The 20,274-nt window shown below is 71.3% G+C and carries 17 protein-coding genes and 2 riboswitches; of the genes, 4 read left to right on the forward strand and 13 right to left on the reverse strand.

Annotated elements, in window-relative coordinates:
• Positions 1-139 precede the first annotated feature (139 nt).
• From ASC61_RS08600 to ASC61_RS08620, 5 genes are read right to left on the reverse strand one after another with little or no spacing between them, the layout of a single operon-like run.
• Positions 140-595 (reverse strand): histidine phosphatase family protein, encoded by a 456-nt coding sequence (locus tag ASC61_RS08600; protein WP_056210966.1) that lies wholly within the window; start codon positions 593-595, stop codon positions 140-142.
• Positions 592-1,569, reverse strand: coding sequence for a uroporphyrinogen-III C-methyltransferase (gene cobA / locus ASC61_RS08605; RefSeq protein WP_056210968.1), 978 nt, complete (start codon positions 1,567-1,569; stop codon positions 592-594). Before cobA ends, ASC61_RS08600 begins: the two co-directional genes overlap by 4 nt.
• Positions 1,560-3,986 (reverse strand): cobyrinate a,c-diamide synthase, encoded by a 2,427-nt coding sequence (locus tag ASC61_RS08610; protein ID WP_056210970.1) that lies wholly within the window; start codon positions 3,984-3,986, stop codon positions 1,560-1,562. The genes cobA and ASC61_RS08610 overlap by 10 nt, the downstream gene beginning before the upstream one ends.
• On the reverse strand, positions 3,980-4,594 hold the full coding sequence (gene cobO, locus ASC61_RS08615; protein WP_056210972.1) for a cob(I)yrinic acid a,c-diamide adenosyltransferase: 615 nt from the start codon (positions 4,592-4,594) through the stop codon (positions 3,980-3,982). The genes ASC61_RS08610 and cobO overlap by 7 nt, the downstream gene beginning before the upstream one ends.
• Entirely contained in the window at positions 4,594-6,630 is a 2,037-nt protein-coding gene (locus ASC61_RS08620; RefSeq protein WP_056210974.1) for a putative cobaltochelatase, read from the reverse strand. Before ASC61_RS08620 ends, cobO begins: the two co-directional genes overlap by 1 nt.
• Positions 6,631-6,676: 46 nt before the next feature.
• Positions 6,677-6,808, reverse strand: a riboswitch (cobalamin riboswitch).
• Between the two features lie 161 nt (positions 6,809-6,969).
• On the opposite strand from ASC61_RS08620, the gene cbiE reads away from it, so the two are divergent.
• Both cbiE and cobM read left to right on the forward strand, forming a co-directional pair.
• Positions 6,970-8,193: a precorrin-6y C5,15-methyltransferase (decarboxylating) subunit CbiE gene (cbiE, locus tag ASC61_RS08625; protein WP_056210976.1), complete on the forward strand. Its 1,224-nt coding sequence runs from the start codon at positions 6,970-6,972 to the stop codon at positions 8,191-8,193.
• Positions 8,190-8,948, forward strand: coding sequence for a precorrin-4 C(11)-methyltransferase (gene cobM, locus ASC61_RS08630; RefSeq protein ID WP_056210978.1), 759 nt, complete (start codon positions 8,190-8,192; stop codon positions 8,946-8,948). The genes cbiE and cobM overlap by 4 nt, the downstream gene beginning before the upstream one ends.
• 1 nt (position 8,949) lies before the next feature.
• Here the strand turns inward: cobM and ASC61_RS08635 are convergent, their stop codons facing one another.
• The 7 genes from ASC61_RS08635 to ASC61_RS08665 are packed head-to-tail and all read right to left on the reverse strand — an operon-like array spanning position 8,950 to position 14,234.
• A complete protein-coding gene (locus tag ASC61_RS08635) occupies positions 8,950-9,390 on the reverse strand; it encodes a hypothetical protein (RefSeq protein WP_056210980.1) in 441 nt (146 codons plus the stop codon).
• Positions 9,391-9,424: 34 nt separating this feature from the next.
• The gene (locus ASC61_RS08640) at positions 9,425-10,924 is read right to left on the reverse strand and encodes a precorrin-2 C(20)-methyltransferase (protein WP_056210982.1); all 1,500 of its coding nucleotides are present in this window, start codon (positions 10,922-10,924) and stop codon (positions 9,425-9,427) included.
• Positions 10,921-11,565 (reverse strand): precorrin-8X methylmutase, encoded by a 645-nt coding sequence (locus ASC61_RS08645; protein WP_056210984.1) that lies wholly within the window; start codon positions 11,563-11,565, stop codon positions 10,921-10,923. Before ASC61_RS08645 ends, ASC61_RS08640 begins: the two co-directional genes overlap by 4 nt.
• Positions 11,562-12,440 (reverse strand): sulfite reductase subunit beta, encoded by an 879-nt coding sequence (locus tag ASC61_RS08650; RefSeq protein WP_056210986.1) that lies wholly within the window; start codon positions 12,438-12,440, stop codon positions 11,562-11,564. The genes ASC61_RS08645 and ASC61_RS08650 overlap by 4 nt, the downstream gene beginning before the upstream one ends.
• 12 nt (positions 12,441-12,452) lie before the next feature.
• A complete protein-coding gene (locus tag ASC61_RS08655) occupies positions 12,453-13,178 on the reverse strand; it encodes a (2Fe-2S)-binding protein (protein WP_056210988.1) in 726 nt (241 codons plus the stop codon).
• Positions 13,175-13,717: a ribonuclease H family protein gene (locus tag ASC61_RS08660; protein WP_056210990.1), complete on the reverse strand. Its 543-nt coding sequence runs from the start codon at positions 13,715-13,717 to the stop codon at positions 13,175-13,177. The genes ASC61_RS08655 and ASC61_RS08660 overlap by 4 nt, the downstream gene beginning before the upstream one ends.
• A gap of 37 nt (positions 13,718-13,754) precedes the next feature.
• Positions 13,755-14,234, reverse strand: coding sequence for an SRPBCC family protein (locus ASC61_RS08665; protein WP_056210991.1), 480 nt, complete (start codon positions 14,232-14,234; stop codon positions 13,755-13,757).
• Between the two features lie 62 nt (positions 14,235-14,296).
• Positions 14,297-14,404: riboswitch (cobalamin riboswitch) on the forward strand.
• Between the two features lie 27 nt (positions 14,405-14,431).
• Here ASC61_RS08665 and cobN point away from each other — a divergent pair.
• Together cobN and cobF are read left to right on the forward strand one after the other, a co-directional pair.
• A complete protein-coding gene (gene cobN, locus ASC61_RS08670) occupies positions 14,432-18,007 on the forward strand; it encodes a cobaltochelatase subunit CobN (protein WP_056210993.1) in 3,576 nt (1,191 codons plus the stop codon).
• Positions 18,004-18,738: a precorrin-6A synthase (deacetylating) gene (gene cobF, locus ASC61_RS08675; protein ID WP_056210995.1), complete on the forward strand. Its 735-nt coding sequence runs from the start codon at positions 18,004-18,006 to the stop codon at positions 18,736-18,738. The genes cobN and cobF overlap by 4 nt, the downstream gene beginning before the upstream one ends.
• Here the strand turns inward: cobF and ASC61_RS08680 are convergent, their stop codons facing one another.
• Entirely contained in the window at positions 18,739-20,193 is a 1,455-nt protein-coding gene (locus ASC61_RS08680) for an MFS transporter (protein ID WP_056210997.1), read from the reverse strand. It lies immediately after the preceding gene.
• Between the last annotated feature and the right edge of the window lie 81 nt (positions 20,194-20,274).

Raw genomic sequence — 20,274 nt, forward strand, 5'->3', positions numbered from 1 at the left:
TCTCCTGACGGGATGATTGCGTCCCATGAATGGATGAAATTCCGAAGCTTTGGGTCTGGCTCCACTCGCTGGTGCGGGTGTCACAGTAGCGCTACTGCGCCGGAGTCCCACCGGCTTCCTCGACCTCGGTGAAGTCATCCTAGGGCATCGCCGTGGTGACCTGTCGAGTGTCGGGATCGACGTGGGTGATGGAGCCGTTGGCCGGGAGCTCGGGTCGCTCGCCGCTCAGGAGTCCGACCGCGAGACCGATGGTGTCGCCGTGGCTGACCGCGACGGTGTGACGGGGCAGGTCCTGCTCCAGGAGCTGCTGCACGCGCACCAGCACCGAGGCGTAGTCCTCGTCGAGCCCCTTCTCCAGCAGCAGCGGTTCCTCGACGACCTCGAGGCCCAGCCGCTCCGCGATGATGTCGGCGGTCTGCCGCGCACGTACGGCGGGGGAGCTGAGGATGCGTACGACGTCGCGGTCGATGAGGAGCTCTGCCGTCCGGCCGGCCTGCTGGCGGCCCAGCTCGGTCAGCGGCGGGCTGAGCTCATGGCCCTGCATGCGGTCAATGACGTTCCATGTCGACTGGCCGTGGCGGACCCAGAGGATCACGCCAGGCCCTCGATGTCGGCGACCCGACCGATCACGGCGACGGCGGGGGCGCCGAGCTCGGCGGCAGCCTCGTCGATCTTCGCCAGTGTCGCGCGTACGACGCGCTGGCTCGGCAGCGCACCGTCGGCGATCACGGCGGCCGGAGTCCGGGGGTCGAGGCCACCGTCGATGAGCGCTCCGCAGATCGCGCCGAGCGTGCGTACGCCCATCAGCACCACGATCGTCGTGCCGGAGGTGGCGAGCGCGGCGTAGTCGAGCGTGGACTCGGGGTGTCCGGGCGGGACGTGGCCGGAGATCACCGTGAACCCCTGCGTCAGGCCGCGGTGCGTGACCGGGATGCCGGCCAGGGCCGGGGCCGCGATCGCGGAGCTGACTCCGGGAATCACGCGTGCCTCGATGCCCGCGTCGAGGCAGGCCAGCAGCTCCTCGCTGCCGCGGCCGAACACGAAGTTGTCGCCGCCCTTGAACCTGACGACGTTCTTGCCGGACTTCGCGTGCTCGACCAGCAGCTGATTGATCTCGTCCTGGCTCGTGGACCGGCCACCGGGGATCTTGGCGACATCGATGATCTCGGCATCGGGGCGGGCCCAGGCCAGGGCGGCGAGCGGGGCGAGCCGGTCGGTGACGATGACGTCGGCGCGCTCGATCGCCGCGCGACCGGCCACGGTGACGAGGCCGGGGTCGCCGGGGCCGCCGCCGACGAGCGTCACGGTGCCGAGGTCGAGGATCTGGTCGGGAGCGGTGCGATCGGCGTGGCCCGTGAGGACGACGCCGGCGCTCTGCACGTCATCCATGTCTGGCTCGCGGGCGTGCCAGGTGATGAGTCCGCGCTCGGCGAGGTCTTCGATCGATGCCGTGACTGTCGGCGCGACGACCGTCACGACGGCGCCGCCCTCGAGCAGGGCGACGACCTGCGCGGCGGCGCGGGCGTCTCCGCCGATGACGAGCGCCGCGGTGCCAGGGGTCAGGTCCATGGCCCCTCGATCTGCAGCGTGGCGAGGAGCTTGCGGGTCGTGTCGGGCCTGCGCACCGCGATGCGTACCCAGGTCTCGTCGAGGCCGGGGAACGTGTCGGCGCGGCGTACGGCGTAGCCCGCGGCGCGGAGCCGGTCGTGCGCACCGGTGCCGACCTTGGCGAGGACGTACGGCGCGGCGGCCGGCACGTGGTGGATGCCGAGCTCGGTCAGTCCGTCGGTGAGGACGCGGCGGTGCTGGGCGATCTTCGTCGTACGCTTCGCGGCCTCGGCGAGTGCCTCGGGCGATGCCGTCGCGATCATCGCCGCGATCGCCGCGGATGACACCGACCACGGCGCCTGGTGGGCCTTGAGCTCGGCGAGCAGCTGCGGCGACCCCAGGACGTACCCCGCGCGGATGCCGGGGATCGACCACAGCTTGGTGAGGCTGCGGACGACGAGGAGGCCGGGGTCGGTGATCGCGGCCAGGGAATGGCGCTCGTCGGGCACGGAGTCCATGAACGCCTCGTCGACCACGACGACCCGGCCAGGACGCACGATGCGGCGCAGCGACTGCTCGGGGTGCAGGACGCTCGTGGGGTTCGTCGGGTTGCCGATCATGACGAGGTCGGCATCGTCGGGGATCTGCGCCGGGTCGAGGACGAATCCGTTGGCGGGGTCGGTGAGGACGTGCTCGGGCTGGTGGCCGGCGGCGGCGAGGGCGACGTCGGGCTCGGTGAACTGCGGGTGCACGACGACCGGGCGGCGCCAGGCGCGGGCCCGCGCGATGAGCCCGAACGCCTCGGCGGCGCCAGCGGTGGCGAGCACCTCGTCGGTGCGACGGCCGTGGCGCTGGGCGATGGCGTGCTGCGCTGCGGCGGCGTGGGGGTAGGCGCCGATGTCGTCGAGGCTCGCACGGAGCGCTGCGTCGAGCCACTGCGGGCGTACGTCGTCGTGGATGTTGACCGCGAAGTCGATGAGCCCGTCGGAGAGCTCTTGATCGCCGTGAAAGGTGAGCCCTTCGGTCCTCGAGCTTGTCGAAAGGACCTGCGGTCCGGGTGACGTCATTTCGACAGGCTCAATGACCGAGTGCGTCGGCACGTACGCATGGACGGCGTCGGCGAAGCGTTGGGCCATCTGCGGGTGGCCGGCCCAGTGGGTGTGCAGGTAGGAGGCGTGCAGCGTCGATGAGCCGAATCCGTGCGGCTGGCCGTCGACCAGCCACGCGGCGTCGGCCGAGGAAGGGGTGACCGTGGTGCGGTGGAACTCGTGGCCGGTGACCCGCGTGCCGGCGACGCCGGTGAGCTGGTCGGTCGGGACGATCGCTGTGCGGTACGACAAGGTGAGCCGCGGTGTCATGACCGCCTCGGCGTCAAGCGCGCCGACCATCGGGAGTCCGTCGACGGACCGGCAGAGATAGAGCAGTCCGGCGCACTCGGCGTACGTCGGCATGTCGGAGTCGACCGCCGCGCGCAGTGCCGCCCGCAGCGGCGTGTTGGCCGACAGGGCGGCGGCGTGCACCTCGGGGAAGCCGCCGCCGAGGTAGAGCCCGGCCGTGCGCTCGGGCAGCGCCTCGTCGGCCAGCGGGTCGAACGTCACGACGTCGCAGCCCGCGGCCCGGAGCAGCTCCTCGGTCTCGGCGTAGCGGAACGTGAACGCCCGCCCGCCAGCCATCGCAACGACGGGCTGTCCTTCGTTCGGGGCCACGATCTCGCGAGTCGCGTCCCACGGCTCGGCGTCGAGATCCGGCGCAGAGCGGGCGAGTGCGAGCAGCTGGTCGAGGTCGATCTTCTCGGCGATCTGCGCAGCCAACCGGTCGAGCGCGTGTGCGGCGTCGTCGCGCTCGGCGGCCGGGACGAGCCCGAGGTGCCGCGACGGCGCGACGATCCCGTCGTCGCGCTGCAGCACGCCGAGCACCGGCAGACCGGTCGACTCGAGCGCGCTGACGACCTCGCCGGCATGCCGCGGCGAGCCGGCCTTGTTGAGGATCACGCCGACGATGCGCACGGACGGGTCGAACGCGACCATGCCCTGCACGAGCGCGGCGATCGAGCGCGAGGCGTGCGAGATGTCCACGACGAGCACCACGGGCGTACGCGTGACGGTGGCGACGTGTGCGGTCGACGCGAATCCCTCGCCACCGATCTGTCCGTCGTACAGGCCCATGACGCCCTCGATGATCGCGAGGTCGGCTCCGTGGGCACCGTGGAGCAGGAGCGGGACGAGGCGTTCCTCGCCGACGAGGTGCGGGTCGAGGTTGCGGCCCGGCTTGCCGGTCGCGAGCGCGTGGTAGCCCGGGTCGATGTAGTCGGGGCCGACCTTGTGGCCCGAGACGTCATGGCCTGCGCGCGACAGCGCCGCCATCAGCCCGGTCGCGACCGTGGTCTTGCCGTGGCCTGAGGCAGGAGCGGCGATGACGAGCCGCGGAAGGCCTACCATTCGATGCCCCGCTGACCCTTCTGGCCGTTGTCGAACGGGTGCTTGACGTGCTTCATCTCGGTGACGAGGTCGGCGATCTCGACGAGCTTGGGGTCGGCGCCCCGCCCCGTGATGACGACGTACTGGCGGCCCGGCCGGTTGGCGAGGGTCTCGACGACGTCGTCGACATCGACCCAGCCCCACTTCATGGGATAGGTGAACTCGTCGAGCACGTAGAGGTCGTGCGTCTCGTCGGCGAGGCGGCGCTTGACCTCGGCCCAGCCCTCGGCGGCGTCGGCGGCGTGATCCTCGTCGGAGCCCTCCTTGCGCGACCACGACCAGCCCGAGCCCATCTTGTGCCACTCGACGGGTCCGCCCTCGCCGGTCTCGGCGTGCAGCTCGCCGAGCCGCTCGAGCACGGTCTGCTCGCCGATGCGCCACTTGGCGGACTTCACGAACTGGAAGACGCCGACGTTCCAGCCCTGGTTCCACGAACGGATCGCGAGGCCGAACGCGGCGGTGGACTTGCCCTTGCCGTCGCCCGTGTGGACCATCAGCAGCGGGCGATTGCGGCGCTGCCTCGTGGTGAGGCCGTCATCGGGGACGGCGACCGGCTGACCCTTGGGCATCAGGCGGCTCCCGTCTCGTGGAGGCCAGAACGTACGACGTCGGTGAGCGCCGAGGCGCTGACCTCGCCGAGCGGGACGTACTCGGCCATCAGGAGATCGGCGAGCTGTGAGGCGAGCCCCATGCGGAACTTCCCGGTCTCGCAGTCGATCACGAGGCTCGCGAGGCCCGTGGCACCGAGGTGCTTGGCGACCTGGTGCGCCCGGGCGAGGGCGTTGTCGCCGTACGTCGCCCGGCCGTCGGTGATGACGACGAGCAACGGTCGGCGCCGCGGGTCCCGTACGCGCTCGAGGCGCAGCACGTCAGCGGTCTTGAGCAACGCCTCGGCCAGCGGCGTACGTCCACCGGCCGGCAGTTCGGCGAGACGCGTCGCGGCGATGTCGATCGAGCCGGTCGGCGGCAGGGCGAGCTCGGCGCCGTCCTGGCGGAACGTGATGAGGCCGACCTTGTCGCGGCGCTGGTAGGCGTCCATCAGCAGCGACAGGATCGCGGTCTTGACCTGCTCCATGCGCTTGCGGGCGGCCATGGAGCCGGACGCGTCGACGCAGAACAGGATCAGGTTGGACTCGTGCCCCTCCTTGACCGCGAGGCGCAGGTCGTCGGCGCGGAACTCGAGGCTGCCCGTGCGGCCGCGGGCGTGCTGGTGCGGTGCCGCGGCACGGATCGTCTCCATGAGATGGATCGACCCGCCCTGGCCCGTACGCCTCTGGGCGCCGATGCGCCGGCCGGTCTCGGTGATCGCCCTCGACCGCTTGCCGGACTCGCCGGCACCCGTGCCGCCGACCGTGAACAGCTTGGGCCGGTAGGGCTGCTGCGGCGCGGCGACCGTGACCTCGGACGTACCGCCCGGCTGCTGCTCCTGTTCGCGCTGAGCGTGACGGTCTTGAGGTTCCTCGCGGCGTGTCGCATCAAGAGTGTCACTCTCACCGGGGTCGGAACCAGCATCGGTGGGTGAGTCGGTCTCGGAGGTCGGGGACTCCGGGGTCTCGGCGTCGTCGGTGACATCGCCTTCGGGCTCCGGCGGCGGCTCGTCGTCGCCGAGGATCTGGTCGAGCAGGTCCTCGTCGATGCCCGGTGCGTCGAACGGGTTGCGCCGGCGACGGTGCGGCAGGGCGAGCCGCGCCGCAGCGCGGATGTCCTCACGCAGCACGCTCGTACGCCCGTTCCAGGCGGCATGTGCCGCGGCGGCGCGAGCGGTCACGATGTCGGCGCGCATGCCGTCGACCTCGAACGCCGCGCAGACCTCGGCGATCTTGAGCAGCGCCCAGTCGCTGAGGTCGACCTGGTCGACGAGCTTCTGCGCCGACTGGATGCGGTCGGTCAGCGTCGCCTCGTCCTCCGCGTACGTCGCGGCGAACGCATCGGGATCTGCCTCGTACGCCAGCCGGCGGCGTACGACCTCGACACGGGTCGACGGGTCGCGCGGTGCCGCGACCTCGACCGTCAGGCCGAACCGGTCGAGCAGCTGGGGTCGGAGCTCGCCCTCCTCGGGGTTCATGGTGCCGACGAGGACGAAGCGGGCGGCGTGCTCGACCGAGACGCCGTCGCGCTCGACCGTCGACCGACCCATGGCCGCGGCGTCGAGCAGCAGGTCGACGAGGTGGTCGTGCAGCAGGTTGACCTCGTCGACGTAGAGGATGCCGCGGTGCGCCCGAGCCAGCAGGCCGGGCTCGTACTCGGTGACGCCGTCGGACAGCGCCTTCTCGAGGTGCAGCGAGCCCAGCACCCGGTCCTCGGTGGCGCCGACCGGCAGCTCGACGAGGCGTACGGGCCGGGTCTCGACGTCGACGTCCGCGGCGAACGGGCCGTCGGGCGACAGCGGGTGGGACTCGCGCGGGTCGGTCGAGAACCGGTCACCGGCGATGACGTCGATCGGCGGCAGGACCGAGGCCAGCGCGCGGACCATCGTCGACTTGGCGGTGCCCTTCTCACCTCGTACGAGGACGCCGCCGATCGCGGGCGAGATCGTCGAGAGGGTGAGGGCGAGCGCCATGTCGTCGGATCCGACGACGGCGCTGAACGGATAGTGCTGTGGCATATGGGGCTCCCGCTCGATCTGCCATCGATGACGGGCACGGTTGCGTCCGCCAGTCAGCCTCGAGGCCGGTCTTCGGACTTCCCAGGTCGAGCCTGGGTCACCGCAGCGGGCCCTGTGCCGGATTTTCACCGGCTTCCCGATTCTCCCCGTGAGGGGCACCTCGAGACTGTGATCGCAAGACTAACGGTTGTCGTCGTATGCCAGTAGGTCGCCGGGTTGGCAGTCCGGAGCCCAGCACCTCGAGCGGTGGATGTTCCACCGTATGCGCGGTCATACGGTGGAACATCCACCGCCAGAGGGGATTCGGTGGAGGATCCACCGGCAGATATCGTCAGCCGCATGAGCACACAGGTCACGGTCGTCGGGATCGGCGCGGACGGCTGGACCGGGTTGAGCGCCCGGGCCAAGGAGCTGGTCGAGGCTGCCGACGTCGTGCTCGGCGGTGATCGGCACCTCGCGATGCTCCCATCGGAGAGCGACGCTGGCGACCAGACCCGCGAGTCCTGGCCGTCGCCGCTCCGTGAGGGCCTGCCCGCGCTTCTGGCGCAGCACGACGGCAAGAACGTCGTCGCCCTGGCATCCGGCGACCCCCTCGTCTCCGGCATCGCAACGACGCTCGTCGACCTCCTCGGCAAGGACTCCGTGGAAGTCGTGCCCGCCCTCTCCTCTGTCGCCCTCGCTCGGGCCCGCATGCGCTGGTCGGCCGAGTCGACCGAGGTCGTGACCCTCGTCGGCCGCGACCCACACCTCGTCGCCCGCTCGCTCGCGCCAGGTCTCCGGCTGATCGTCCTCTCCTCCGACGGCTCGACCCCCGCTGAGGTGGCGAGCCTGCTGACGACTGCCGGCTACGGCGCGAGTCCCATGACGGTGCTGGCGGACCTGGGGTCGGAGACCGAGTCGCGTACGGACGGCGTCGCCGCGTCGTGGGGTGACCAGGCAGCGCCGGACCTCAATGTCGTCGCGGTCGAGCTGGTGAGCTCCGGCGCGACGGTGCTGGGCTTCACGGCCGGCCTGCCCGAAGGCGCCTTCGACCACGACGGCCAGATCACCAAGCGGGACGTACGCGCGTCAGCCCTTGCGCGACTCGCACCACTGCCGGGACAGCTGCTCTGGGACGTCGGCGCCGGTGCCGGATCCGTGGCCATCGAGTGGATGCGGGCACACCCCACGTGCCGGGCGATCGCGATCGAGGCCCGCGAGGACCGCTCGGCGCGCATCGCCCGCAACGCCGACGCCCTCGGCGTGCCCGCCCTCCAGGTGCTGACCGGCCACGCTCCCGAGGCGCTGACGGATCTCGATGCGCCGCACGCGATCTTCATCGGCGGCGGCGCGACCGAGGAGGGTGTGCTCGACGCGTGCTGGTCGGCGCTTCGCCCTGGCGGCCGCCTCGTGGTGCACGGCGTGACGCTCGAGACCGAGGCCGTGCTGGCCGTCCGCTACGCGGAGCTCGGCGGCGAGCTGACCCGCCTCCACGTGGAGCATGCCGCCCCGATCGGCACGTTCACCGGCTGGACCCCTGCCCGCGCCATCACGCAGCTCGCCATCACGAAGGCCGACGTATGACCGTGCACTTCGTGGGGGCCGGCCCGGGCGCCGCCGACCTCCTGACCCTGCGCGCGGTCGCGCTGCTCAACGCCGCCGACGTCTGTGTCTATGCCGGCACCTACCTCGACCATGCGGTCCTCGACCACTGCCGGGACGGCGCCGAGCTGGTCGACACGCAGGACCTCGACCTCGACCAGATCACGGCGCGCCTCGTCGACGCCCACGCGGCCGGGCTCGAGGTCGTACGCCTGTGCTCCGGCGACCCCTCGATCTACTCCGCCCTGCACGAGCAGACCAAGCGGCTCGACGTGCACGGCGTGCCGTGGGACGTGACGCCCGGCGTGCCGGCGTACGCCGCGGCGGCGGCCCTGCTCGGCGCCGAGCTGACGGTGCCCGAGGTCGTGCAGTCCGTCGTGCTCACCCGTACGCAGGCCCGGTCGACCGCGATGCCGTCGGGCGAGGCGTTGGCCGGGTTCGCGGCGACGGGTTCGACCCTCGTGCTGCACCTCGCGATCACCCGCGCCCGTGCGCTCGCCGCCGAGCTCGCCGCGTCGTACGGTGACGACTGCCCCGTCGCGGTCGTGGCCAACGCGAGCCAGCCGACCGAGGTGGTCCTGCGGGGCACCCTCGGCGACATCGCCGACCAGGTCGAGGCCGCCGGGCTCCGGCAGGCCGCGGTCATCCTCGTCGGCAAGGCACTGGCCGAGGACGTACGCGGCGGCGAGTCCTACCTCTACGACCCGGCGCGCGACCGTTCGGCCAAGCGCCGCTGACCTAGACGACGGCGAAGAGGCGGCCGTCGGGGTCGACCACGGCGCCGAGCGTGGCGCCCACGTGCAGGCCAGAGCCACCGTCGCGGGTGTGGCTCGCCTCGAACGGCTCGACTCCCGGTGCGTTGATCCAGAGCCTGAGCTCGACCCGGGCGTTGCCGTCGTACGTCGTGGGGCGGACCGCGATGACCTCGGCCGTGGCGGGTACGCCGGCCGTGGTCAGCCGGCGCATTCGTTGAGCCGTGCTGCGCACGTCGCTCCACATCGCGATGCCCAACGGGACGAGGATCAGGGTCAGGACCGCGCCGATGAGCAGGCCCGCCCAGAGATCGGCGTGCAGCAGCAGGCTGAGGGCCAGGAATCCCGGCCCGCTCGACAGCATCACGACGCACAAGGCGTACATCGCCAGGCGTGCCACGCGCCCTGCCGGTGTGACCTCAGTCATGGCGACATCCTGTCAGACAGCCCCCGGGACTCGTTCAGTCGGTGAAGCGCGGGGTCCAGACCTGGCCTGCGCCCGTCGCCATTGTGCCTGAAGCGCCGACGATGAGCAGGCACTTCATGTCGATCGAGGCGGGCTCGAGACCGGCCAGCGTCGTCACCGTCAGCGACTCCTCGTCGCGGCCGACGTCGCGGCCGACGATGACGACGGTGTCCGGCGCGCGGTGCTCGAGCAGGATTCGCTGGGTGTCCGCGACCTGCGTCGTGCGCGACCGGGAGGCCGGGTTGTAGATCGCGAGCACGAGGTCGGCTTCAGCCACGGCACGGAGCCGCTTCTCGATCAGTGCCCACGGCTTGAGCCGGTCGGACAGGCTCATGACCGCGAAGTCGCCACCGATCGGTGCGCCGGCGCGAGCCGCGACGACCTGCACCGCGGAGAGCCCGGGCAGCACGCGGATCGGCACCTCCGCGTACGCCTCGTCGTCGGCGGCCTCGAACACGGCGGCGGCCATGCCGAAGATGCCGGCGTCGCCCCCGGACACCACGGCGACCCGCTCGCCCTTGAGCGCCAGGTCGAGGGCGAGTCGTGCACGGTCGACCTCGACGGTGTTGCCGGAGGCGTGCCGGGTGAGGCCCTCGCGCTGGGGGACCCGGTTGACGTACGGCGCGTAGCCGATCACGTGGTCGACCTCGGCGAGCGCCTCGCTGACCTCGGGGGTGATCCAGCGGTCCGGGCCGGGGCCGAGTCCGATGACGAGGAGCTCTGCCGGGCCCGACGAGCGTGTCGAGACCTCGCGTCCTTTCGACAGGCTCAAGGACCTTTGGGTGTCGCCGGGGACGACGATCAGCGAGAAGTACGGCACCGACGCCGGGTCGACGTCGGCGACCGGCAGCCAGCGCTCCTCCGGCATGGAGGCCCGCTCGACGTAGAGCGCACCGTCGAGCCGGCCGGCCTGGCGCAGTGCCGAGACGACCTTGGGGAACGTCCGGCCGAGCTTCATGATGATCGCGCCGTCGGTGTCTGCGAGGCGCCGTGCCAGCTCGGGCTCGTCGAGGGTGCCGGGCAGGATCGTGAGCACGTCGGTCTGGCGCACGAGCGGCGATGCGGTCGTCGCGGTTGCCGCGGCGAACGACGTCACACCCGGGACGACCTCGGTCTCGAACCGGTCCGAGAGCCGGTCGTGCATGTACATGTAGGAGCCGTAGAACAGCGGATCGCCCTCAGCGAGCACGACGACCGTGCGGCCGGCCTCGAGGTGCACCGCGAGGCGGGCCGCGGACGCCTCGTAGAACTCGGCCATCGCTCCGGCGTAGCCACCGGCGTGAGCGGTCTCGCCGGTGGTCACCGGATAGCGGAGCTCCTCCTCCACGACGCCGTCGGGGATCAGCGAGGCGGCGATCCGTCGCGCGTTGGACTGCTTGCCGACGCCGGCGTGATAGGCGATGACGTCCGCGTCGGCGATCAGCCGGGCCGCCTTGAGGGTGATGAGCTCGGGGTCGCCGGGGCCGAGCCCCACGCCGTAGAGGCGGCCGGTCACTCGCGCTCCTGGGCGAGCGCGTTGAGGGCCGAGGCGGCCATCGCCGAGCCGCCGCGGCGGCCGTGCACCGTGAGGTAGGGGATGTCCAGCGCGAACGCGGCGAGCGCCTCCTTGGACTCGGCGGCACCGATGAAGCCGACCGGCGTACCGATGATCGCCGCCGGTCGGGGTGCGCCGTCGAGCAGCATCTCGAGCAGGTGGAACAGCGCCGTCGGGGCGTTGCCGAACGCGACGACGGCTCCCTCGAGCCGGTCCTCCCACAGCGACACCGCGGCGGCCGACCGGGTGGTCGCCCACTCCTTGGCCAGCGCGGGCACCCGCTCGTCGCGCAGCAGGCACAGCACCTCGTTGTCCTTGGGCAGCCGCGCCCGGGTGACGCCGGAGGCCACCATGGTGGCGTCGGTCAGGATCGGTGCGCCGGCCTCGAGCGCGGTGCGCGCCGCTGAGACGAGGCCGGGATGGATGTCGAGATCGCGGGTCAGGTCGACCTGGCCGCAGGCGTGCACCATGCGTACGGCGACCTTCTCGGCGTCGGCCGGGAGGTGGGACAGCTCCGCCTCGGCGCGGATCGTCGCGAACGAGTCGACGTAGATCGCCGGTCCGTCGGCGACGTAGTCGTAGTGGCGCGTCGGTCGTTTCATACGTTCTCCAGGTCGGGGATGACGATGCTGCGCCACGGCGTCACGATCACCTCGGCGCCGGCGCGATCCAGGATCGTCGCTGCGAGCTCGGGAGTGAGCAGGCCGTCGGGCACCGCGAGATGTTCGGCGCTGCGGCCGTCGTCCTGCGCGATGATGCCGTACGGCGGAGGCAGCGCGCTGACCTGGGTCCGGAGATCGCGGGCGTAGTGCGTGCCGAGCAGCTCGGCGCCGCCGTCGGGCAGGTCGTCGAGGTGCCACCGTGCCGTCTCGCCCTCACCGCGGTGCCGGAGGAACGACTGGGCGTACGACAGCAGCGCCTCGGGTGCCTCGTCGAGCGAGGCCAGGGGACCCCAGTGCTTCGACCCGATGCGCAGCTGCACGGTCTCGGCATCGACGGCCATCAGGCCGAGGTCGAGCGACCGCGAGGCGATGTCGCCGCGGCCGTCGTCGAGGACGAACAGGAAGCGGCCGGCCAGGCCCGCGAAGTCGGGCTCGGCGCACAGCTGCCGGTCGAGCTCGTGCGCCACGTGGCGGAGGTCCGCGCGGCCGCCGACACGGCCGGTCAGCGGCGACACCATGACGTTGCGGACGAGTTCGTGGCTCGGTGACGGCAGCAGTCCGGACTCGGCGATCGCGTCGACCAGCACCGCCGGCACGCAGCCGTCGGCGTGCTCGATCCCGCGGAGCTGCAGGTTGGTCCGCTTGGTCAGCAGCAGTGTGCCGTCGGCGTAATCGGCTGCGATGCCGACCACGTCGCGCAGTGCCGAGGTCGGCAGCACACCGCCGATGAGGCGCAGCCGCACGATCGCGCCGTCGTCCGCGATCCACGGTCGCAGGACGCCGGGACAACGGTCGGGATGGGAGCGGTTCGTCACCCCGTCATGGTGTCACGCGGGCTTCGGTGCCTCGTCGAGCACGCAGTCACCGCAGATGCCGGCGCCGGGCACGCGGTAGAACAGGCAGCACGAGCGGCGTACGAATGAAGGTCCTGCGGGGTCGAGGTCGCCCGTCCCGGCGAGCGTGCCGCGGTCGAGGAGCTGCGCGACCAGTCGCGTGGCGGCCTCCGCGCGATCGGGGCGCGCCGCACGGAGCATCGTCGATGCACCGGCGAGGCTCGACGCGACGTTGCCCCACAGCACCTGCGGCGAGACCGCGAACGTACGCCCGAACGCCTCGAGCACCGGCGCGACGATCGGCTGCAGCACGTACGCGTCGAGGTCCTCGGCGAGATCTCCGGTCACCGCCCCGCCGACGGCGCTGCGGGCCAGCGGCCACGGACCACCGACGACCGGCTGCCACCAGAGCTCGTCGAGCTCCAGTCGCGGCACGCGATCGGCGAGCACCGCCGAGGCGAAGGCGGGCGACACCAGGCGAGCCGCCAGGCCGAGGAACACGATCGACGCCGTGGCGCGTTCCTCGATCTCGGCGGCGGCCACGCGTGAACGCTCGGCGAGCATCTCGCGCGCCGCGGCCACACGGTCGGCGATGACGTCCGGCCCGGTGAGCTCACGCAACGGCCGCCACCCGGCATCGGGCGTCCAACGGTCCAGGACGAAGAACGGCCCGACCTCGGCAGCGAGGTCGAGCGCCGCGTCATCCGGGCCGGTGGTCATCCATTCGTGCCGCTGAGCAGCCCTGTCGTACGTACTTCGGTGACGTCCCCTCGCGCAGCCCGGGCCGAGGCCTGGCCCGCGAGCGCATCGGCGGCGACGTTGAGCGGCCACACCGTGAGGTCCGTGAGGTGCGCCTTGACCTTCTGGAAGAACACCGGAGCGCCGGTGTCACGCCTGGCCTGCATCAACGCGTAGATCGCCTGCACGATCTCGACATTGGCGACGATCTCCTTCTTGGAGTTGCGCCAGCCGTTGCGCGCCCAGCCGCCGGCCCACGTCGTCGAGCAGCCGATCGTGTAGGACGAGTCGGCCTGGATCACGAGCGGCCGGTCGGCGAAGTCGCGCAGCGCGTTCTCGACCGCCAGCAGCTCGCCGATGTTGTTGGTGCCCTGCAGCAGCCCGCCGCACGCGGACGTGCCGTCGTCCGCGACGTACGCCCACCCGGTCGGCCCGGGATTGGTGACGCACGAGCCGTCGGTGCCGACGACGATCGCGCCGCCGAGCTCGAGCACGGCGGTGTGGGTCCTGGCGAGTGTCACGTGGCTGCTCCTGGCTGTTGGTGGATCGAGTCTCGCATCATCCGCGCGGGTAGCCGCGCCGGACGGTCCGGTCGAGGATGCCGAGCGTGCCGCTCAGGTTGGTCACCGAGACGACCGGGAAGATGCCCGAGTCCTTCCAGTCCTGGCTGACGTTCGACCAGTCGTAGAACGACGTGACCAGTGTCCCGCCCTCAGCCGGCTCCAGCTGGTAGCCGTAGACGTGTCCTATGCCTGGACGGACCTTGCCGACGATCGACCAGGAGATCAGCCGATCACGCTCGAAGTCCTCGATCGTGACCGTGACGTCGTACTTCCCGTAGTCGGGAATGTCGTTGAGCGACTCCCGATCCATGTGGACGACGAACGTGTCACCGACTGCCTCGACGACGTCGCCGTCAGCGTCCTGCAACATGCCCGAGGCGTCGATCGCGACGTGACCCTGGGGATCACACAGGACCGCGAAGATGTCCGCTGCCGAGGCCGGGATCAACCGCTGGGCTTCGATGCGCTCAGTCATGCGCCGACCCTATCGAGCGGCTGGTCTGCCGGCTCGGGTCAACGCGCTGGGCCGGTAGGCTGAGCCCATCCGCTCGCCGCGGATGCAGGAACTCCGGTGCGAGCCCGGGGCGGTTCCGCCACTGTGAGTCTTCGGACGAGCCAGACACTGACCGCGGCGGCTCCCACCACAACGGGGCGAGAACCCCGAGGAGGAACATGACGCGCATCGCGTTGCTGTCCACGTCCGACACCGACCTGCTGTCGGCCCGCGCGAGCGGCGCGGACTACGTGCTGGCCAATCCTGTGCGCGGCGTGCCCGACCTGACCGATGTCGACCTGGTCGTCGCGCGCGTGCTCGGCGCCGCGGACGACGTGCAGAAGCTGGTGCTGCCGCACGTCGGTCAGCGGCCCGTGGTCGTGCTCGGAGGTGAGCAGACCCCGAGCGCCGAGCTGATGGAGCTGTCGACCGTCCCGGTGGGCACGGCCGCCGAGGCGCACCGCTACCTCGCCGAGGGTGGTCCGGCCAACCTCGGCCAGCTGCACGCGTTCTTGTCCGACACGGTCCTGCTGACCGGTGAGGGCTTCGAGCCGCCGGCGGTGCTGCCGGAATGGGGAGTCGCGGATCGTTCGGACGTTGAGCCTGTCGAAGCCACGCCCCGCCCCAAGATCGGCATCCTCTATTACAGGGCTCACGAGGCGTCGGGCAACAGTGCCTTCGCGCACCAGCTCGCCGACGCGATCGATGCGACCGGTGAGGCGTACGGCGTGCCGATCTTCTCCTCGTCGCTGCGTGCGGCGCCCGACGAGCTGTTCACCGAGCTCGGCAAGCTCGACGCCCTGATCGTGACGGTGCTGGCGGCTGGCGGCACCAAGCCCGGCACCGTCAGCGCCGGCGGCGACGACGAGTCGTGGGACGTCGAGCGCATGAAGGCCCTCGACATCCCGATCCTCCAAGGGCTCTGCCTGACCTCGAGCCGCGAGGACTGGGCGGCGTCCGACGACGGCGTCACGCCGCTCGACTCGGCCAACCAGATCGCGATCCCGGAGTTCGACGGCCGCATCATCACGGCACCGTTCTCGTTCAAGGAGATCGACGAGGACGGCCTGCCGCGCTACGTCGCCGACCCCGAGCGCTGCGCCCGGGTCGCCGGCATCGCCGTCGCCCATGCTCGCCTGCGGCACACGCCGCCGGCTGAGCGCAAGGTCGTGCTGATGCTGTCGGCCTACCCGACCAAGCACAGCCGGGTCGGCAACGCCGTGGGCCTCGACACCCCCGTGTCCACCATTCGCCTGCTGCGCGCGATGCGCGATGCCGGCTACGACCTCGGCGCGCCGGGCGAGGTTCCCGGCCTGGAGCTCGACGACCTGACCGAGGCCGGCAACGCACTGATCCACGCCCTCATCGCCGCCGGTGGCCAGGACGAGGAGTGGCTGACCCAGGTGCAGCTGACCGAGAGCCACGTCCGCATCCCCGCGGCGCAGTACGCGGACTGGTTCGACGGCTTCCATCCCGACCTGCGCGACGCGATGCTCGAGGCGTGGGGCCCCGCCCCCGGCAAGCTCTTCGTCAACGACGACCACGAGATCGTGCTGGCCACGATCCGCGCCGGCAACATCGTGCTGATGATCCAGCCGCCCCGCGGCTATGGCGAGAACCCCGTCGCGATCTATCACGATCCGGACATGGCGCCCTCCCACCACTACCTCGCCGCATACCGATGGGTCGAGCAGGAGTTCGGCGCCCACGCCGTCGTCCACCTCGGCAAGCACGGCTCGATGGAGTGGCTGCCGGGCAAGAACGCGGCACTGTCGGCGTCGTGCGGCACGGACGCCGCCATCGGCAACCTGCCGCTGATCTATCCGTTCCTGGTCAACGACCCGGGCGAGGGCGCGCAGGCCAAGCGCCGCGCGCACGCCACGATCGTCGACCACCTGATCCCGCCGATGGCCCGCGCCGAGTCGTACGGCGACATCGCCAAGCTCGAGCAGCTGCTCGACGAGTACGCCAACATCGCGGCCATGGACCCGGCCAAGCTGCCGGCGATCCGGTCGCAGATCTGGACCCACATGCGGGCCGCGGAGATGCACCGGGACCTCGGGCTCGACGACATCCCGGACGAGGACGACTTCGACGACTTCATCTTCAACGTCGACGGCTGGCTGTGCGAGATCAAGGACGCGCAGATCCGCGATGGCCTGCACGTTCTGGGCCAGGCTCCCCACGGCGAGGCTCGGGTCAACCTCGTGCTCTCGATCCTGCGGGCGAGCCAGATCTGGGGCGGCGAGACCGGGGCGGTCCCCGGCCTGCGCGCGGCGCTCGGTCTCAAGGAGGGCTCCCAGCTCGGCGCGATCGACGAGATCGAGAGCCAGGCCAAGGCGCTGATCCAGGCCATGGAGGACGCTGAGTGGGACGCCGCCGCGGCCCAAGGCCTCACCGATGTGCCCGAGGTGGCGCGGGTCCTCGAGTTCGCCGCCACCGAGGTCGTACCGCGCCTCGCCAAGACCACTGACGAGCTCGACCACGTGCTCCACGCGCTCGAGGGCGGCTTCGTCCCCGCCGGGCCCTCGGGCTCCCCGCTGCGCGGACTCGTCAACGTCCTGCCGACCGGTCGCAACTTCTACACCGTCGACCCCAAGGCGGTGCCGTCACGCCTCGCGTGGGAGACCGGCCGCGCCATGGCCGACTCGCTGATCGAGCGCCACCTCGCCGACACGGGCGACTACCCGCGCTCGGTGGGCCTGTCGGTCTGGGGCACCTCCGCCATGCGTACGTCCGGCGACGACATCGCCGAGGTCCTCGCGCTGGTCGGCGTCGAGCCCGAGTGGGACCCCGCCTCTCGCCGGGTCAACGGCCTGCGGGTCATCCCGCTCGACGAGCTCGGCCGTCCGCGCATCGACGTGACGGTGCGGATCTCCGGCTTCTTCCGCGACGCGTTCCCGCACGTCATCGGCATCCTCGACGACGCGATCCGCCAGGTCGCCGAGCTCGACGAGCCCGAGGACCGCAACTACGTCCGCGCGCACGCGCAGCGCGACCTCGCCGACCACGGCGACCAGCGCCGGGCCACGACCCGGATCTTCGGGTCGAAGCCGGGGTCGTACGGTGCGGGCATCCTGCAGGTCATCGAGGCCGGCAACTGGCGCGACGACAAGGACCTCGCCGAGGTCTACACCGCCTGGGGCGGCTTCGCGTACGGGCGTGACCTCGACGGCGCTCCGGCGGCCGACGACATGCGCGCCAACTACAAGCGCATCGCCGTCGCGGCCAAGAACATCGACACCCGCGAGCACGACATCGCCGACTCCGACGACTACTTCCAGTACCACGGCGGCATGGTCGCCACGGTCCGCGCGCTGACCGGCGCCGACCCCAAGGCGTACGTGGGCGACTCGACGACGCCCGACGCCGTCCGCACGCGGACGCTGCAGGAGGAGACGACGAGGGTGTTCCGCGCCCGCGTCGTCAACCCGCGCTGGATCGGTGCGATGCAGCGGCACGGCTACAAGGGCGCGTTCGAGCTCGCCGCGACGGTCGACTACCTCTACGGGTTCGACGCCACGACCGGCGTCGTGCACGACTGGATGTACGAGACGCTCGCCAAGGAGTACGTGCTCGACGAGGACAACCAGGCGTTCATGAAGGACGCCAACCCGTGGGCGCTGCGCGGCATCATCGAGCGGCTCAACGAGGCCGCCGACCGCGACCTGTGGGCCGATCCCGATCCGGAGGTGCTGGCCGCGATGCAGCAGGTCTACCTCGACATCGAGGGCGACCTCGAGGACCAGGAATGAGGCGCATCCGGGTCATCGGGATCGGACCCGGCGACCCGGACCAGGTGACCCTCGAAGCGGTCGCCGCGATGCACTCGGTGGCCTACTTCGTCGTCGCCGACAAGGGACCCGACGACCCGTTGCTGGCCGCCCGGCGCGAGCTGCTGAGCCGGCACGTCGGGTCCGGCGCGACCGTCGTCGCCGTACGCGACCCGGAGCGCGACCGGGCCGACCCTGCCGACTACCGCGGCGCCGTGAGCGACTGGCACGAGGCGCGCGCCGAGGCGTACGAACAGGTGCTCCTCCAGCAGCCGGGCGACGTCGGCTTCCTCGTGTGGGGCGATCCGGCGTTCTACGACTCGACGATCCGCATCGTCGAGCGCGTCCTCGCACGGGGTCACGTCGAGGCCGAGTGGGACGTGATCCCCGGCATCTCGAGCCTGCAGCTGCTCGCCGCGCGGCACCGCATCGTGCTGCACGAGATCGGTCAGCCCATCACGGTGACGACGGCCCGCAAGCTCGGCGAGGCGGTCGAGGCCGGCGCCGACAACATCCTCGTGATGCTGAGCGCACGCATCGACCTCGATGGGCTCGACGACTGGCACATCTGGTGGGGTGCCAACCTCGGCACCGCACACGAGCGACTCGTCGCCGGCAAGGTCGCCGATGTCGCGGCCGAGATCGACGCAGCCCGCGCCGCCACCAAGGCTGACGCGGGCTGGGTCATGGACGCCTACCTGTTGCGCCGCTGATCAGACGGGCTCGTCAACGACCCGCGAGCTGCTCAGCGTGAGTGCGCCGAGCGCGCCGATCAGGCCGACGACGACCGCCAGCACGGCGTACGTGATCCGCTCTCCGTGGAAGAACGACGCGACCAGGTCGCTGCTCCACCCGCCGGCCGGCAGCTGCGTGGTGACGAGCAGCGCGATCATCGTGCCGACGACGGCGGTGCCGACGCTGGTGCCGACCTCCTGAGCCGTGTCGTTGAGTGCCGTGCCGATCGACGTGCGGTTCTCCGGCATCGCGCTGACCAACGCGACGGCGCAGATCGTCATGACGGTGCGCAGGCCGACGGTCATCACGACCATCGAGACCGCGATCGCGAGGTAGCCGTGCTCGACGCCCCAGGCGAGCCCGCCGAGTGCACCAGCCAGCAGGCCGGCGCCGACGAGGCAGGCGACCCGGTGCCCGAACCTCCGCGCGAGCCACTCCGACACCGGTGTCGCGACGATCATCGTGACGATCAGCGGGAGGTTGGCCAGGCCGGCCCGCACGGGACTCCACCCGTAGGCGTACTGGAAGTGCAGGATCAGGCCGAACATCACGCTGGCCATCGCGATCGACGTGCCGATCTGCGCGATCGCGGCGCCGCGGACCGTGCCGTTCGAGAACAGCCCGAGGTCCAGCATCGGCGATGCCGTACGACGCTCGTGCCGGACGAACGCGATGCCCGCGGCCAGGGCGCCGACGATCGAGCCGAGGGTGAGGGCCGACAGCCAGCCGTGCTCGACACCGCTGGTGAGCGAGAAGCAGGCGAGGCCGATCGCCGCGATGCTCAGCACAGCACCGGGCAGGTCGAGCGCATCGTCGGTCAGGTCCTCCGGGCGGTCAGCCGGTACGCCACGACGGACGCCGAGGAACGCGATCAGGGCGATCGGCGCGTTGACGACGAGCAGCCACTCCCACCGCACGTGGGCCAGCGCGGTGCCGCCCAGCAACGGACCGAGGATGAACCCGGACATGCCGACGACGATCATCACCGTCATGGCGCGCATCCGCAGCGCCTGGTCGTCGAAGAGGCGGAAGACCAGCGAGTTGGTGATCGGCGCCATCGCGGCGGCGGTGACGCCGAGCGCGGCCCGCAGGCCGATGAGCTCACCGGCGCTGCTGACCGCGACGACGCACAGGCTGATCAGCCCGAACGCCGCCAGCCCGACCAGCAGAACGCGGCGGCGACCAAGTCGGTCGGCGGCTGAGCCCGCGGTCAGCAACAGGCCGCCGAACGTCAGCGAGTAGGCGCCGGTGACCCACTGCAGGGCGGTCGTGCCGCTGCCGAGGTCGCGCCCGATCGTGGGCAGGGCGATCGTCAGCAGGGTGTTGTCGACCATCTCGACGAAGAACGCGAGGCAGAGGGCCGAGAGCGGGATCCAGGCGGCGCGCAGCGATGTGTACGTACGCGGCGGGGCCGAAGTCGTGGTGGGGGTCATGGTGACACCTCCTATCGAACGCTGTTCGACTATCGAACAACGTTCTATAGAATAGAACAACGTTCGATGATGCACAACATC

Source organism: Aeromicrobium sp. Root344, assembly GCF_001425755.1.
Classification (GTDB): domain Bacteria; phylum Actinomycetota; class Actinomycetes; order Propionibacteriales; family Nocardioidaceae; genus Aeromicrobium.

What these genes read in the sequence shown, in the direction of transcription:
- cobA (WP_056210968.1), bottom strand. Translation starts at nt 1,569, where the DNA reads ATGGACCTGACCCCTGGCACCGCGGCGCTCGTCATCGGCGGAGACGCC.
- ASC61_RS08610 (WP_056210970.1), bottom strand. Translation starts at nt 3,986, where the DNA reads ATGGTAGGCCTTCCGCGGCTCGTCATCGCCGCTCCTGCCTCAGGCCAC.
- cobO (WP_056210972.1), bottom strand. Translation starts at nt 4,594, where the DNA reads ATGCCCAAGGGTCAGCCGGTCGCCGTCCCCGATGACGGCCTCACCACG.
- ASC61_RS08620 (WP_056210974.1), bottom strand. Translation starts at nt 6,630, where the DNA reads ATGCCACAGCACTATCCGTTCAGCGCCGTCGTCGGATCCGACGACATG.
- cbiE (WP_056210976.1), top strand. Translation starts at nt 6,970, where the DNA reads ATGAGCACACAGGTCACGGTCGTCGGGATCGGCGCGGACGGCTGGACC.
- cobM (WP_056210978.1), top strand. Translation starts at nt 8,190, where the DNA reads ATGACCGTGCACTTCGTGGGGGCCGGCCCGGGCGCCGCCGACCTCCTG.
- ASC61_RS08635 (WP_056210980.1), bottom strand. Translation starts at nt 9,390, where the DNA reads ATGACTGAGGTCACACCGGCAGGGCGCGTGGCACGCCTGGCGATGTAC.
- ASC61_RS08645 (WP_056210984.1), bottom strand. Translation starts at nt 11,565, where the DNA reads ATGAAACGACCGACGCGCCACTACGACTACGTCGCCGACGGACCGGCG.
- ASC61_RS08655 (WP_056210988.1), bottom strand. Translation starts at nt 13,178, where the DNA reads ATGACCACCGGCCCGGATGACGCGGCGCTCGACCTCGCTGCCGAGGTC.
- ASC61_RS08665 (WP_056210991.1), bottom strand. Translation starts at nt 14,234, where the DNA reads ATGACTGAGCGCATCGAAGCCCAGCGGTTGATCCCGGCCTCGGCAGCG.
- cobN (WP_056210993.1), top strand. Translation starts at nt 14,432, where the DNA reads ATGACGCGCATCGCGTTGCTGTCCACGTCCGACACCGACCTGCTGTCG.
- cobF (WP_056210995.1), top strand. Translation starts at nt 18,004, where the DNA reads ATGAGGCGCATCCGGGTCATCGGGATCGGACCCGGCGACCCGGACCAG.
- ASC61_RS08680 (WP_056210997.1), bottom strand. Translation starts at nt 20,193, where the DNA reads ATGACCCCCACCACGACTTCGGCCCCGCCGCGTACGTACACATCGCTG.